Raw genomic sequence first — 14,371 nt, forward strand, 5'->3', positions numbered from 1 at the left:
TTACTCCCGCTTTCCCATGGTTCGCTATGGCAAGCGATATGGTAGCGTTGTTCAACAGGATGATTAGTCTCAGCACTATATAAAGGAATGCTGGCGCTTATTTTCAATATCAATGCGAATGCATACTCCATTCCCTTGATAACTGTTATCGACTCTACACAGGACTAAGTATCTATATATGGATTAATTAAATGAAAAAGACAATCGTAGCTGTAATGGTCGCTGCATCTGCAGTGCTGAGTGCTCAGGCAATGGCAACTAACACTGCTCAGGTAACTGTACTGGGTGAAGTCGCTGATGCAGCTAACTCTTGCGTCGTGACTCCGACTGGTACCCTGAACAACGGTATCGTTCAGCTGATCACTGTGACCACTGCGGAAGCAAATGCTGAAGCGGCAGGTACTCTGTTCAAAACTCAGGACTTCGGTTTTAAAGTTACTGACTGCGCACAGGGCAGCGCTAACCCGGTTACTGGCCTGACTGTAAACGTTGCCGGTATCACCTCCAGCGATAAAACCATCCTGGACAACACCGCAGCTGGCGGCGCTACCGGTATCGGTATCGGTATCCAGCGTCTCAGCGATTCCCATCGCGTAGCCTTCGACGGTTCTGACACCATGACCGAAAGCTACTCTGCTACTACCGGTACTCAGCTGAAGTACACCACTGGTTATGTAAAAGTGAACTCTGCTACTCCGGTAACCGAAGGCCCGGTTAAAGGTGTTGCGACCTTTACTATCGATTACACCATCTAATTTTTCCCCAAAGGGCCCCGCTTCACGGCGGGCCCTTTTTTGCATTCAGAGAAAAAACATGTTCAGGACTTTATTAACTTTCACCGCTTCCTGTGCATTACTCCTCAGCAGTATTGCCCATGCCGGTATTGTAGTGGAATCCACCCGCTATCTGTATAAAGAAGGCGCACGTGAAATCACCGCGCAAATAGAAAATAAAGATGATATTCCCTATCTGATTAAATCCTGGGTTGAAGCGCCGGCAGGAAAAGCGCCCTCTTTTATGGCCACGCCGCCGCTGTTCCGCCTTGAAGGGAAACAACAGAATACGGTTCGTCTGTTTTCTAACGGAAACGTTAATGCGCCGACCGACCGGGAATCCATGTACTATTTTAATGTCATGGCGATTCCTCCGGCAGATGATGCCAAAGCGAATAACAACACCATTCAACTGGCAGTTCGCCACCGCATGCGTCTGGTCTATCGCCCTAAAGCACTTTTCGACCTCTCCCCTAATACGGAAGCGAAAAAGCTCGAATGGCGCAAATCTGGCACTAAGCTGACGATCAAAAATCCAACGCCCTTTTTCTTCTATTTCCATAGCATCCAGATTGGCGGCAAAGAAGTGAAGCCGGAAGTCAACTCGGTCGCCCCGATGACGACCAAAGAAGTGACGTTAAAAGAAAATATTAATGCCTCCAGCATTACCTGGAAAGTTGTCAATGATTATGGCGGAGCTGGGTCGCTCTACTCCTCATCGCTGTAATAAGAATTTATTTTATCATTATAGGGATGTGTCTATGCCAAATAAGAATAATGGATTATTCAAACTATCCACCATCTTCCTTGCAATGCTTCCGGCATTGCTTTCTGGTTTGAATAATAAAGCGCAAGCACGTGACTTTTTCGATCCCTCATTCATTAGCTCATTGAATGGTAGCGATCCATCAACCACTACTGACTTATCCGTATTTCAGACCCAGAACGCGCAGGCGCCAGGGGATTATCGGGTCGATATCATGTTTAATGGCCGCTACCTGGATACCAGGACGATAAAGTTTGTCGCCAACAATCGCGCCAGCAGCGATAACCGCGAACCCGCTCTGGTTCCCTGCCTGAGTCTAAAAGCTCTCGCGGAATATGGCGTAAGGATAAAAGCTTTTCCAGAGTTAGCCGAGGATCAAAACGGCTGTGCAAACTTTTCTGTCATTCCGGACACCAAAGCGGACTTTGACTTCACCGCCCAGCGCTTAAATATCTCTATTCCGCAGGCGGCCTTATCCACCACCGCGCAGGGATATATTCCACCGGATCAGTTTGATGATGGCATCAACGCCCTGCTGGTGAACTACCAGTTCAGCGGCTCGAACGACATGCAGGCCAATGATGAATACTACAGCCTGAACCTGCAGTCTGGCCTCAACGTTGGCCCATGGCGTATCCGCAACCTCAGCACCTGGAATAAAAACAATGGCGATGCCGGGGACTGGGATTCCGCCTATCTCTATATGCAGCGCAGTATTCGCCCGATCAACAGTAACCTGGTGATGGGCGAAAGTTCATCGCTCTCAACCATCTTCGACAGCGTGCCGTTTACCGGTATTCAGCTGGCCACCGATACCACGATGTTGCCGGAAAGTATGCGTGGCTATGCGCCGATTATTCGCGGTATCGCCAAAACCAACGCCCGCGTCGTCATTAAACAGAACGGCTACCAGGTTTACCAGACCTACGTGGCGCCTGGGGCATTTGAAATCACCGATATGTACCCGAGCGGCGGTAGCGGCGACCTTTACGTCAGCGTGGAAGAGTCCGACGGATCCAAGCAAGAATTTGTTGTGCCGTTCGCCACCCTGCCGGTCATGGTGCGTGAAAATCAACTGGAGTATGAGATTACTTCCGGTAAATATCGACCTTACGATGGTGGAGTCGATGAAACGCCATTTACTCAGGCTACCGCGACCTACGGCGTCTCCAGCAGCCTGACAGTATATGGCGGCATGCAGGCGGCCTCGCGCTACCAGGCGCTATCGACGGGTCTCGGCTATAACCTCGGCGAGCTTGGCGCTGCTTCAGCAGACGTCACCCAGGCCTGGTCGAAAATGAAAGACGATGAAAAGACCTCCGGGCAGTCCTGGCGGGTACGTTACGGGAAAAACATCGTCGAAACCGGCACTAACGTCACCATCGCGGGCTACCGCTATTCCACCCGCGGGTTTAATACCCTCTCCGAGGTGCTGGATAGCTACTCTAAGGACGGCAACTATAGTCCGCGTTCGCTGCGTAACCGTACCAACCTGACGGTTAACCAAAGCCTGGGTAAAGGCCTGGGGAGTCTGTCCGTTAGCGGGTTAATTGAAGATTACTGGGATGATAAGCGCACCAACAAGTCGATCAGCGTGGGCTATAACGGCGGCTTCCGTAATGTGAACTACTATCTGGGCTATAGCTATAACCGTTACACCTGGAGCGGGGATAGCTCCGGTAAAGACGCCCAGGACGATCAGCGCATCACCCTGACGGTGACCCTGCCGCTGAGCAACTGGCTGCCGGGTACCTACACCAGCTATCAGTTAACCAACAGCAATCCGGGATCAACCGATCAGTCGGTATCTATAGGGGGGGTCGGGCTGGATAACGACAGCCTCGAGTGGAGCCTGCAGCAAGGGTACAGCAACCGGGAATACTACAGCGGCGATATGCGCGCAACCTATAACGGTGCCCGCGGCAGCGTTAATGCTGGCTATAGCTATGACAATAACAGCCAACGTATTGACTACGGCGCCAACGGCAGCATTCTTGCTCATGCCGATGGCATCACGCTTGGCCAGGACATCACCGACGCCGCCGTACTGGTTAAAGCACCAGGGCTGGATAACGTCAGACTGGCAAACGATAACACCATCTCCACCGACTATCGCGGTTACGCTATTGTCCCGTACGTTACACCTTATCGTCGCACCGATATCACACTGGACAGCACCACCCTTGGTGAAGATATGGAACTGCCAGAAACCACGAAGAGCGTTGTTCCGACGCGAGGCGCCATCGTGCGTGCTAATTATGACGGCAATATCGGCCAGCGGGCCTTTGTGCATCTGAAAACCGCCAATGGTCAGGACGTACCTTATGGCGCAATGGTCCTGCTCGCCGGAAATAGTAAATCGCAGCCAAGTATCGTCAGCGACGCGGGCATGGTCTATATGTCCGGCTTGCAGCAGACCGGGATCCTTAACGTTCAGTGGGGCAAAAGCGCCGCGCAGCAGTGCAATGCTTCATTTACTTTACCGGCCAGGGAAGGCAAAGCGACTGGCATCAGTCAAATCGAAGCGGTTTGCCGTTAGTCATCCATAGGGGAATATATTGATGAAAAAAATACTAATATTAATAACATTATTAATTATTTGTTGTGAGGCGAGTGCAAAATGTACGTACTCAGGAAGCACCCGCCGGCAAACTCTTTCACTCAAGAATATAAAAATTCCAACTGATACTTCAATTCCGGTTGGTAGTGTTCTTTATACGCAAAAATTTGGAACTCAGACATATAAAAATTTTGAGTGTGATAAATCAACTGACGATCAGTACATTATCGATGTCGGAGCAGCCCCCGTTGCCGGTGTCACCGGAATCAAAGGTGGTACTGTATATGAAACTGGGATTGATGGCATTGGATTCCAGGTATCCGATCTCTTGCGTAGTAAAAACGGAGCGCTGGTCCCTGCAGAAGCGGGGTCTACTCTAGTTCCAATATCAAAAACCTCTGAGAATTACTATCAATTTATTACAGTATGGTTGATCAAGACCAAATCCGTCATCGACACCACCGGTTCAGGTTCAAATCCATATGTATCTTTCTCAGCTGGTAATTTAACAACAAACCGAAGCGCCAGCGAACGATTATTTTATTCGGCTATAGCAATAGAGCTGAAAAACATCAATTATCGTAAAACATCATGTAATATCTCAACGCCACGATCTATAGTTACGTTAAACCGAATCGACAAGAGCCAACTGATGTCAATCTCTCGAGGCGCAACAACACCTTCGCAAAAGACGATTCCTATGAATATTGATTGTCCTTCAGATTCAATTGGGAATACCGTCACTTACTGGTTTAATCCCATAGGTGGAATCAGCTCCTATGGTAACGGAATTGTGAATAATATGCTTTCTGGAGATTCAGCAGCAAGCAATGTTGGTATAATTTTTAAAATTTCAGGTAGTCCTATAGTCTTCTATGACACCGATAATTATAAATACGATATTATTACCAATAGTGATCTATCAAAGACAATAAATCTGACAGCTGATTATTACCGGATGAGTGATAGCAGTAGTGAAATCACCAGCGGGAGTGTTAAAGGTATGTTGGAAGTGATTATCCAAGAAGAATAAATATATCATCATAAAATAATTGACATTCTTATGTTTTTTATTTGATTAAATCAAGCCCAATAAAATTATTGGGCTTGATTATATCTTGCTGATGAAATAATATATAATCGCTCTAATGAATCGATGATGAACTATAATTTCCTTGTTTGAAACCTTATTCCTCTTAGGAAAAATCAATCATCATCTTTATGTTTCACATCTTTATAATAACTATTTTAGTTTATTCATAATCAATAAAAGTTACGTTAGGACATGAATTATTCACTTCAACATTCATTCATGATTAATTGAGTTGCTCCCGTAACAGGATCTCCCTATCCTTTTAGACGACCGATTTGGTCTTTATTAAATATAATTTCAATCTTAGCTAAAGGACTAATTATGCAACAATTAACTGCATTCGAAATGGAAAACATTTCTGGGGGAACAATCTCGCTGGAAAATTTAGCAAATGGGCTTCTGGACGCGGCAACTTTTGTTGCTAAAGAAGCTGGCGCAGGGATAATTGGCGCTGCCATAGGTGCTTTATACGGGGCTTCATTTGGATTACGCTGGGGTGGTGAAGGTGGTGGCATTTTAGGATTTGGACTCATTGGTGGCTGGGTAGGTGCGGTTGGAGGAGCTATTGTTAGTGGTGCCGTCCTGGGGACGATTGGAGTTCTCCTTGGTTGGGATACAATTTCTGATCTAACTGTACAGTCACTTGAAGGTCTCATCAACGGTACTTTCAATTTCTGGTAAAAACATAAGGTCTTAATAAGATCCGTGATAAGCGGATCTTATTAAATAACATAACCTCACAGGTCATCATGTTAAAGAAACTCTATCGCAAGGAAGCGGTTGAATATAAAAAAAGCCATTGGCGAGGAAAAGCTCTATTGCTCAATGGATTACCCGCTTGGTTAATATTACTTTTATCCACCTTATTTCTCATGGCTCTGATTAGCGCATTGATATTTGGAAAATTCACCCAAAGAATAGATGTAAAAGGTGAAGTAATTACCCTTCCTCATTCAATTAATGTATTTTCACCACAGCAGGGCTTTATTATTAAACAATACGTTAAGATTGGTGATATTGTTAAAAAAGATCAAGCACTGTATGAGATAGACGTATCCCGAAACACCTCCAGTGGAAATGTTAGCGCTGCGCAAATTGCATCTATTAACGACAAAATAGAAAACTCCAATGACATTATCAAAAAGCTAATTGACAATAAAAGCCAGACGATAAATGCATTAAATGAGCAATTAAAAACGTCGACCGATTCGTTGAAAGAGACCAACCGGATGTTACAAAACACCCAAGCCGGACTCAAAAAAATGCATGCTAACCTTGCAAGCTACGATAAATATCTTAGCGATGGATTAATCACCAAGGATCAATATAACTACCAACACTCTTTATACTTTCAGCAACAGAGTGCTTATCAGTCGCTGGTTAGTCAAAAGATGCAACTGGAATCGCAGATCACCCAGTTAAATAGTGACAGGGTGACAAAAGCTGCAGACTTTGATAACCAGATTTCCAGCCAGTATAACCAGGCTAATGACTATAAAAACCAGCTGGTTGAATCCAATGCTAACGGCAATCTGATTATTAAAGCGACCAGTGATGGTAGAGTTGAGTCTTTATCGGCAACGCAAGGACAGACCGTTGAAAATGGCAGCAGCCTGGCGCAGATTAAACCCACAGGAAATGTAGAATATTATCTTATCCTTTGGTTACCGAATAATGCCATCCCTTATCTTAAAGTCGGTGATCCGATCAATATAAGATATGATGCATTTCCTTCAGATAAATTTGGTCAATTCCCCGGGACGATTCTATCCATATCTTCCATGCCGGCATCTCGACAGGAAATGTCTGAATACACTAACGTTAGCGATGGCACCGCACAACAGGAACTGGCACTTTATAAAGCAATTGTGAAAATTAAAGATAAAGAGTTCAAACACAATGGTAAAACGTTGCGTTTATCTAATGGTCTTAAGGCGCAAGCCGTCGTCTTTCTTGAAGAGCGCCCGCTTTATATGTGGATGTTTACCCCTGTTTATAAAATTTCTCAAAGCGTGAGCGGCCCCGTCAATGACTAACGAACTGTTTGAAAAGATCATCACAAAAGTTAATTTTTCTCTTCTGAAGAAAACGCCTGTTATATTACAGTCGGAAGCCGCTGAGTGTGGAATCGCCTGTCTGGCCATGGTTTGCGGCCACTATGGCCTGGATATCGATCTGTTCAATTTCCGTCAGCGCTTTGGCAGTCCCTCGCAGGGCGTAACGCTGATGTCATTGAGCAAAACGGCGGAGCATGCTGGTTTAAAAAGCCGGGCGCTGTCGTTAGATCTGGATGAAATCCGCCAGCTCAAACTCCCCTGTGTCCTGCACTGGGGGATGAACCACTATGTGGTGCTCACCAAAGTACGTAAATCCAGCTTTGTCGTACACGACCCAGCGCTGGGCAAGCGCATCATTGGTAATCAGGAGATGTCCAATTATTTTACCGGTATCGCTCTGGAACTCTGGCCGGATCAAAACTTTCAGCAGGAGAAGGCTAAGTCCCGCCTGCGCCTGTTAGATTTGATGCGTAATATTGTCGGTTTGAAGTCAGCGCTACTGAAAATTTTTGCCTTCTCCGTTGTCGTTGAAGCGATTGGTTTACTGCTGCCGATAGGTACTCAGTTGGTTACCGACCATGTGATTATGGCGCATGACCAAAGCCTGCTATCCGTAATCTGTATCGGTCTGGTCTTTTTTACGCTGTTTCGCACCTTTATTAGTATGCTTCGTGCATGGACTTCCCTGACGCTAAATACACTAACCAACATACAGTGGAAAACCACCCTTTTCGATCATCTGGCCAGCCTGCCGCTTACATTCTTTGAAAAACGTCATCTGGGAGATATTCAGTCACGCTTTTCCTCCCTGGATACCATTCGCTCGACGTTTACCAACAGTATCGTCAGCGGCATTATTGACTCGATCATGACCATCGGACTGCTGATCATGTTGACGCTGTACGGAGGCTGGCTGACCTGGGTAGTAGTCGGTTTTACCCTGTGCTATGCGATTATGCGCCTGGCAACTTATCATTTCTATCGTCGCGTGGCAGAAGAGCAGGTTATTAAGGGAGCGCGATCCAGCTCCCACTTTATGGAGTCTCTGTACGGTATCTCGACCATCAAAGCGCTCAATCTTAAAGAGCGGCGCTCCCAGCACTGGCTCAATATTAATATCGAAGCCTGCAACGCCGGTATTAAACAAACCCGCTTTGATATGATGTTTGGAGGGGTGAATACCTTTATTACCGCTATTGATCAGGTCGCAGTCCTCTGGCTGGGCGCCATTATGGTTATTGATAATAATATGACCCTCGGTATGTTTATGGCATTTAATTCCTATCGTGGACAATTCTCACAGCGCGCCTCCAGTCTGGTCGATCTGTGTATGCAGCTGCGAATGCTCTCTTTACATAACGAGCGTCTATCAGAGATAGTCTTTAGCGAGCCGGAAAAAGAGCTTCCGGCACGAAAGGTCTTTTCTCCTGATTCTGGGGCCCGACTGGAAATCAAAAACCTTTGCTATCAATATGATCCGTTTTCACAGCCGATCTTTTCAAATTTAAACATCACGGTGGAGCCAGGTGAATCCGTGGCCTTGGTTGGCCCTTCAGGCGTTGGTAAAACCACGCTGTTAAAAGTAATGTGCGGTCTGCTTTCACCAACCAGTGGCGATGTACTAGCTGATAATCTTGATATCACAAAAATTGGTCTCAATAATTATCGCCAGGGTACCGCCTGCGTACTCCAGGAAGACCGTCTTTTTTCCGGTTCACTTATCGATAATATTAGCGGTTTTGAAGATAACGCCGATATTGATTTTGTCATAGAATGCGCCAAACGCTGCAACATTCATGACGAGATTATAAAGATGCCGATGGGTTATGAAACCATCGTCGGCGAACTGGGATTGGGGATCTCCGGCGGACAAAAACAGCGTATTCTGATCGCTCGAGCTTTGTACCGTAAACCAAGCATTCTGTTTATGGATGAGGCCACCAGCCACCTCGACTTACGGAATGAATCTGTTATCAATCAGTCAATCTCAGCGTTAAGCATTACCCGAATTATCGTCGCTCACCGGCCATCCACGATTGCCTCTGCCGATCGCATTATCGACCTGTCACAGTCGAAAACCTTGGTGCCAGCCTAAAAAGGAGAAAACAATGCAAGGAACGTTTATTGGATTTAATACCGCAGGAATTACCTTTGAAGATCGATTTCTGGCGCTGCTGTTAAAAATAAAGCAGCAAAATGGCCCCTGTCAGCAATACTATCTGCAAGCACCTATACTTCTCGATTTTCTACTTATCCTGCAAAATCGTCTGCTTGTGACGTATAAGCGATTACACGAACAAGGGGAAACCTTTAAAGAAGAGCTTATCGCTTATAATGAATCGCTGATCGCTAATATCCCTGCCGTAGAGATGGCGGAGATTCAGCAACCGAACCCGGAACGCCGTATTATGTCGATTACTCTTAAACCAGGCGAAACTGAATCGACTCTCATTCTGGTTCTCCAGAATGAGCAAATCTGCACATTATGTATTGAAGACAGGCAGGTAGAGGCATTACTCGCAGGTATTCAACAAGCGTTGAAAACAGTGAATGACCAAGCAGTTATACAATACTTAAGTTCAAATATGGATTTTTTAATGTGCTACACCGTGGACTTAACCACCCAGCCAAATATTGATTATCAACAGCATCCTCAGGAAGACTGGAAGTTGAACCTGTTTTCCCATTATCTGGGCGTGCTGTACTGCTGCGAGACGGAGGAAGGGAAGAAAATTGTCTCCGGTGCGGTAGTCAAAACCAGCGTACCGCATCTGTCTGAACTGGAAAACAACGTGGTAATGCAGCTTATCGAGAAAAGCCCCAAGCTCAAGGCGATGCACGCGGAGCTGGCGCCATGCCAGATCTTCAGTACCATTATCCCTTCCCAGCCGGGAAGAATGCTCAGTCTGGAAGAGTGCCTGCGTCCTCTGCACGCCTTCTATCTGGAGAAGAAAGCGGAGCTTAGCGTCTGATCCTCATCTAGCGACCACGCCTCTCTCTGCGCTCGCAGAGAGAGGCGTAACGCATCAGTTCGGGCACTTATAAACCTGGCCGTTCATTTCGCTGTCGGTAGGTACAAAGCTCGACAGCAGGTTTTGCGTCGGGCTGCTGACGCCGTAGATCACGTTGCCACCCATTGCTGCTGCCTGGTTACGCAGAGCGTTCGCCGCACCGCGCATGGAACCACCCTCATCACCATTCTGGCCGGAGAGCCAGTTGCTCTGTTTACCCGTCGCGGTCCCTAACAGCTGACACTCTGCGCCCGGTTTCTCCTGCACGAAACGCACATTCTGGCCGGCAGAGGTTAATTCATTGCTGGAACTGCAACCTGCCAACAGTAAGGCTGCGCCGACAATCCCTGCTAAATATTTTACCTGCATGTTATTCCCCATGATCGATGAGCTGGACGCACTGGCCCGGATGTAAATCTGTCATCCTTCAAACTGCGTCGGCATGAGCCGCGTTCATTTCCTCCCCGGTCGCGCTTGTCAGTTCACGCCCGAAACGGAGGTGCTTGCCGCTCTGATGCAGCTTAAATGATTTTTATGTATAAGCCTTATACTAAAAAGCGCGCCAAAAGAAAAACCCCCAGCCATTGCTGGCCAGGGGTTTCTGCTTTTTTATGCCGTAGAGCGCACGATTACATCATGCCGCCCATACCGCCCATGCCGCCCATACCGCCAGCAGCACCTAAATCAGGCGCGTCGCCTTTCGGCAGGTCGGTCACCATGCACTCGGTGGTGATCATCAGACCAGCCACGGATGCCGCGTACTGCAGAGCAGAACGGGTCACTTTGGTTGGGTCCAGGATACCGAAGTCGATCATGTTGCCGTATTCTTCAGTTGCTGCGTTGTAACCGTAGTTACCGTCGCCAGCTTTCACGTTGTTAGCAACAACAGACGGCTCTTCACCGGCGTTGGACACGATCTGACGCAGCGGTGCTTCCATTGCGCGCAGCGCAACTTTGATACCGACGTTCTGATCTTCGTTCTGACCGGTCAGGCCAGCGAGTTTCGCCGCAACGCGAACCAGCGCTACGCCGCCGCCAGCCACCACGCCTTCTTCAACCGCAGCACGGGTTGCGTGCAGGGCGTCGTCGACGCGTGCTTTTTTCTCTTTCATTTCAACTTCGGTAGCGGCACCGACTTTGATTACTGCCACGCCGCCAGCCAGTTTAGCGACACGCTCCTGCAGTTTTTCACGATCGTAATCGGAAGTCGCTTCTTCGATCTGCTTACGGATCTGAGCTACGCGGCCCTGGATTGCAGACTCTTCGCCAACGCCATCGATGATGGTGGTGGTGTCTTTGTTGATAACCACGCGTTTCGCCTGGCCCAGATCTTCCAGAGTCGCTTTTTCCAGCTCCATACCGATCTCTTCAGAGATAACGGTACCGCCAGTCAGGGTAGCGATATCCTGCAGCATGGCTTTACGACGGTCGCCGAAGCCCGGTGCTTTCACCGCAGCCACTTTAACGATGCCGCGCATGGTGTTAACCACCAGGGTCGCCAGCGCTTCGCCTTCAACGTCTTCAGCGATGATAACCAGCGGTTTGCCAGCTTTCGCTACGGCTTCCAGAACCGGCAGCATTTCGCGGATGTTGGAGATTTTTTTATCAGCCAGCAGGATGAACGGGCTTTCCAGCTCAACGGCACCGGTGTCCGGCTTGTTGATGAAGTACGGAGACAGGTAGCCGCGGTCGAACTGCATACCTTCAACTACGTCCAGTTCGTCTTCCAGACCGGTACCGTCTTCAACGGTGATCACGCCTTCTTTACCGACTTTATCCATCGCTTCCGCGATCAGTTTACCGACGGTTTCGTCGGAGTTAGCGGAGATGGTACCAACCTGAGCAATCGCTTTAGAGTCAGAGCACGGTACGGACAGCGCTTTCAGTTCTTCAACGGCGGCAATGACAGCTTTGTCGATACCACGTTTCAGATCCATCGGGTTCATGCCTGCTGCAACAGCTTTCAGGCCTTCGTTCACGATAGCCTGAGCCAGCACGGTTGCGGTGGTGGTACCGTCACCTGCCGCGTCGTTCGCTTTAGAGGCAACTTCTTTCACCATCTGCGCACCCATGTTTTCGAACTTGTCTTCCAGTTCGATTTCACGAGCAACGGAAACGCCATCTTTAGTGATGGTCGGCGCGCCGAAGGATTTGTCCAGCACCACGTTGCGGCCTTTCGGGCCCAGGGTCACTTTAACTGCATCTGCCAGTACGTTTACGCCGCGCAGCATTTTTACACGAGCGTCGTTACCGAATTTTACGTCTTTTGCTGCCATTTCTTTTATTCCTCAAATTCGTTCAGGGTCGTGCGAATTACGCTTCAACAATTGCCAGGATGTCGCTTTCGGACATGATCAGCACTTCTTCGTTGTCGATCTTCTCAGACTTCACGCCGTAGCCATCGTTGAAAATCACGATGTCACCAACTTTAACGTCCAGCGGCTGCACAGTTCCGTTTTCCAGAATGCGGCCTTTACCGACAGCGATGATTTCGCCACGAGTTGATTTAGCTGCCGCAGAACCGGTCAGAACGATGCCGCCTGCAGATTTGGTTTCAACTTCTTTACGTTTGACGATCACACGATCATGTAACGGACGAATACTCATTGATAGCTCTCCTTCGAGAAAGTCATTATCAGTTATGGGTGACGCCGGGCCGAACGCGGTTTACCGGCTAGTGCAGAGAGAGATGGGGGTGGCCATTTCCCGCTTCAAGGGCAAAATCAAAAAAAATTTTTACCTTTGCGCTAGCGCGCAAAAAGCAGCGCTATCGGCCAATGCGTCATAAGGAAAAGCGATTGTGATACTCTCTTTTTTTTCACTGGCGCAGGATGGAATCATGAGTGGTTTAAAACAGGAGTTGGGACTGGGACAGGGAGTCGGATTACTTTCCACCTCATTGCTGGGTACCGGCGTCTTCGCCGTCCCGGCGCTGGCGGCGCTGGTCGCTGGCGATAACAGTCTGTGGGCATGGCCGCTGCTCATTCTCCTTGTTTTCCCGATTGCCATCGTCTTTGCCCTGCTGGGCCGCCATTTTCCCAGCGCGGGCGGCGTGGCCCACTTTGTCGATATGGCATTTGGCCCACGTCTGGCCAGCGTCACCGGCTGGCTGTTTTTATCCGTTATCCCGGTCGGACTCCCCGCCGCGCTGCACATCGCCACCGGCTTCGGCCAGGCGCTGTTCGGCTGGCATGATGCGCAGCTACTGTTGGCGGAGCTGGGCACCCTGGCCATCGTCTGGTGGATCGGTTCGCGTGGCGCCAGCTCCAGCGCCAACCTGCAGACGCTGGTTGCCGTGCTGATTGTGGCGCTGATCGTCGCCGTCTGGTGGCGTGGCGGGATAAGCCCGGCGCAGATCCCCTTCCCCGCCCTGACGGAGATCGACCATGGTCAGCTCTTCTCCGCGCTATCGGTCATGTTCTGGTGCTTTGTCGGTCTGGAAGCTTTTGCTCACCTGGCCTCGGAGTTTAAACATCCCGAGCGTGACTTCCCCAGGGCGCTGATGATAGGCCTGCTGCTTGCCGGTTCGGTCTACTGGGCCTGTACCGTGCTGGTGCTGCACTTCCACGCCTTTGGCGAGGAGATGGCGGCGGCGGCGTCACTACCGAACATCGTGGTCCGTCTGTTCGGTGTCGAAGCGCTGTGGGTGGCCTGCGTCATCGGCTATCTCGCCTGTTTCGCCAGCCTCAACATCTATATTCAAAGCTTCGCCCGCCTGGTCTGGTCGCAGGCGCAGCATAAGCCCGAAAGCTACCTCGCCCGCCTGTCGCCACGGCAGATCCCGCGCAATGCCCTCAACGCCGTGCTGGGCTCCTGCGTGGTCAGCACCCTGTGTATCTATTTGCTCGATATCAACCTGGACGCGCTGATCGTCTATGCCAACGGCATTTTCATCATGATCTATCTGCTGTGCATGCTGGCCGGCTGTCGTTTGCTGCGCGGGCGCTATCGGCTATTGGCGGTGGTGGGCAGTATTCTCTGTCTGCTGCTGCTGGCGATGGTCGGCTGGAAGAGTCTGTACGCGCTGGTGATGCTGGCGGGGCTGTGGCTGTTTTTACCCAGGCGCAAGCTGGCGACAGGTAGCGTGTAAGCCAGGAAAGAAACCGGCCCG

General features: G+C 49.2%; 12 protein-coding genes. 9 read left to right on the top strand and 3 right to left on the bottom strand.

Annotation, left to right across the window (positions count from 1 at the left end):
* Positions 1-191: 191 nt before the first annotated feature.
* The 8 genes from AC3EMD_RS25295 (at position 192) to yjeJ (ending at position 10,221) form a co-directional block, all read left to right on the top strand.
* Positions 192-755 (top strand): fimbrial protein, encoded by a 564-nt coding sequence (locus tag AC3EMD_RS25295; protein ID WP_012543123.1) that lies wholly within the window; start codon positions 192-194, stop codon positions 753-755.
* A 58-nt stretch (positions 756-813) separates the two neighbouring features.
* Positions 814-1,500: a fimbrial biogenesis chaperone gene (locus tag AC3EMD_RS25300; protein ID WP_055323249.1), complete on the top strand. Its 687-nt coding sequence runs from the start codon at positions 814-816 to the stop codon at positions 1,498-1,500.
* A gap of 34 nt (positions 1,501-1,534) precedes the next feature.
* Positions 1,535-4,078 (top strand): fimbria/pilus outer membrane usher protein, encoded by a 2,544-nt coding sequence (locus tag AC3EMD_RS25305; RefSeq protein WP_259890339.1) that lies wholly within the window; start codon positions 1,535-1,537, stop codon positions 4,076-4,078.
* A 22-nt stretch (positions 4,079-4,100) separates the two neighbouring features.
* Positions 4,101-5,132, top strand: coding sequence for a fimbrial protein (locus AC3EMD_RS25310; RefSeq protein WP_004206415.1), 1,032 nt, complete (start codon positions 4,101-4,103; stop codon positions 5,130-5,132).
* A gap of 381 nt (positions 5,133-5,513) precedes the next feature.
* Positions 5,514-5,873, top strand: coding sequence for a hypothetical protein (locus AC3EMD_RS25315; RefSeq protein WP_004206414.1), 360 nt, complete (start codon positions 5,514-5,516; stop codon positions 5,871-5,873).
* 68 nt (positions 5,874-5,941) lie between these two features.
* The gene (locus AC3EMD_RS25320; protein WP_032426190.1) at positions 5,942-7,228 is read left to right on the top strand and encodes an HlyD family secretion protein; all 1,287 of its coding nucleotides are present in this window, start codon (positions 5,942-5,944) and stop codon (positions 7,226-7,228) included.
* A complete protein-coding gene (locus AC3EMD_RS25325) occupies positions 7,221-9,344 on the top strand; it encodes a peptidase domain-containing ABC transporter (protein WP_302073831.1) in 2,124 nt (707 codons plus the stop codon). The genes AC3EMD_RS25320 and AC3EMD_RS25325 overlap by 8 nt, the downstream gene beginning before the upstream one ends.
* 13 nt (positions 9,345-9,357) lie before the next feature.
* Complete coding sequence (yjeJ, locus tag AC3EMD_RS25330) at positions 9,358-10,221, top strand: YjeJ family protein (protein ID WP_302073832.1); 864 nt, start codon at positions 9,358-9,360, stop codon at positions 10,219-10,221.
* Positions 10,222-10,275: 54 nt separating this feature from the next.
* Here yjeJ and AC3EMD_RS25335 read toward each other — a convergent pair whose 3' ends face one another.
* The 3 genes from AC3EMD_RS25335 to AC3EMD_RS25345 form a co-directional block, all read right to left on the bottom strand.
* The gene (locus tag AC3EMD_RS25335; RefSeq protein ID WP_004152419.1) at positions 10,276-10,629 is read right to left on the bottom strand and encodes a DUF4156 domain-containing protein; all 354 of its coding nucleotides are present in this window, start codon (positions 10,627-10,629) and stop codon (positions 10,276-10,278) included.
* A gap of 260 nt (positions 10,630-10,889) precedes the next feature.
* Complete coding sequence (gene groL / locus AC3EMD_RS25340) at positions 10,890-12,536, bottom strand: chaperonin GroEL (RefSeq protein ID WP_008807218.1); 1,647 nt, start codon at positions 12,534-12,536, stop codon at positions 10,890-10,892.
* A gap of 37 nt (positions 12,537-12,573) precedes the next feature.
* Positions 12,574-12,867 (bottom strand): co-chaperone GroES, encoded by a 294-nt coding sequence (locus AC3EMD_RS25345; protein ID WP_003855929.1) that lies wholly within the window; start codon positions 12,865-12,867, stop codon positions 12,574-12,576.
* Between the two features lie 232 nt (positions 12,868-13,099).
* On the opposite strand from AC3EMD_RS25345, the gene yjeH reads away from it, so the two are divergent.
* Positions 13,100-14,350: an L-methionine/branched-chain amino acid transporter gene (yjeH, locus tag AC3EMD_RS25350; RefSeq protein WP_012543132.1), complete on the top strand. Its 1,251-nt coding sequence runs from the start codon at positions 13,100-13,102 to the stop codon at positions 14,348-14,350.
* Positions 14,351-14,371 lie beyond the last annotated feature (21 nt).

Source organism: Klebsiella sp. PK18 (assembly GCF_057784655.1).

Bases quoted from the DNA above. Each gene is read 5' to 3' on its own strand.
- AC3EMD_RS25295 (WP_012543123.1), top strand. From the start codon at position 192: ATGAAAAAGACAATCGTAGCTGTAATGGTCGCTGCATCTGCAGTGCTG.
- AC3EMD_RS25300 (WP_055323249.1), top strand. From the start codon at position 814: ATGTTCAGGACTTTATTAACTTTCACCGCTTCCTGTGCATTACTCCTC.
- AC3EMD_RS25305 (WP_259890339.1), top strand. From the start codon at position 1,535: ATGCCAAATAAGAATAATGGATTATTCAAACTATCCACCATCTTCCTT.
- AC3EMD_RS25310 (WP_004206415.1), top strand. From the start codon at position 4,101: ATGAAAAAAATACTAATATTAATAACATTATTAATTATTTGTTGTGAG.
- AC3EMD_RS25315 (WP_004206414.1), top strand. From the start codon at position 5,514: ATGCAACAATTAACTGCATTCGAAATGGAAAACATTTCTGGGGGAACA.
- AC3EMD_RS25320 (WP_032426190.1), top strand. From the start codon at position 5,942: ATGTTAAAGAAACTCTATCGCAAGGAAGCGGTTGAATATAAAAAAAGC.
- AC3EMD_RS25325 (WP_302073831.1), top strand. From the start codon at position 7,221: ATGACTAACGAACTGTTTGAAAAGATCATCACAAAAGTTAATTTTTCT.
- yjeJ (WP_302073832.1), top strand. From the start codon at position 9,358: ATGCAAGGAACGTTTATTGGATTTAATACCGCAGGAATTACCTTTGAA.
- AC3EMD_RS25335 (WP_004152419.1), bottom strand. From the start codon at position 10,629: ATGCAGGTAAAATATTTAGCAGGGATTGTCGGCGCAGCCTTACTGTTG.
- groL (WP_008807218.1), bottom strand. From the start codon at position 12,536: ATGGCAGCAAAAGACGTAAAATTCGGTAACGACGCTCGTGTAAAAATG.
- AC3EMD_RS25345 (WP_003855929.1), bottom strand. From the start codon at position 12,867: ATGAGTATTCGTCCGTTACATGATCGTGTGATCGTCAAACGTAAAGAA.
- yjeH (WP_012543132.1), top strand. From the start codon at position 13,100: ATGAGTGGTTTAAAACAGGAGTTGGGACTGGGACAGGGAGTCGGATTA.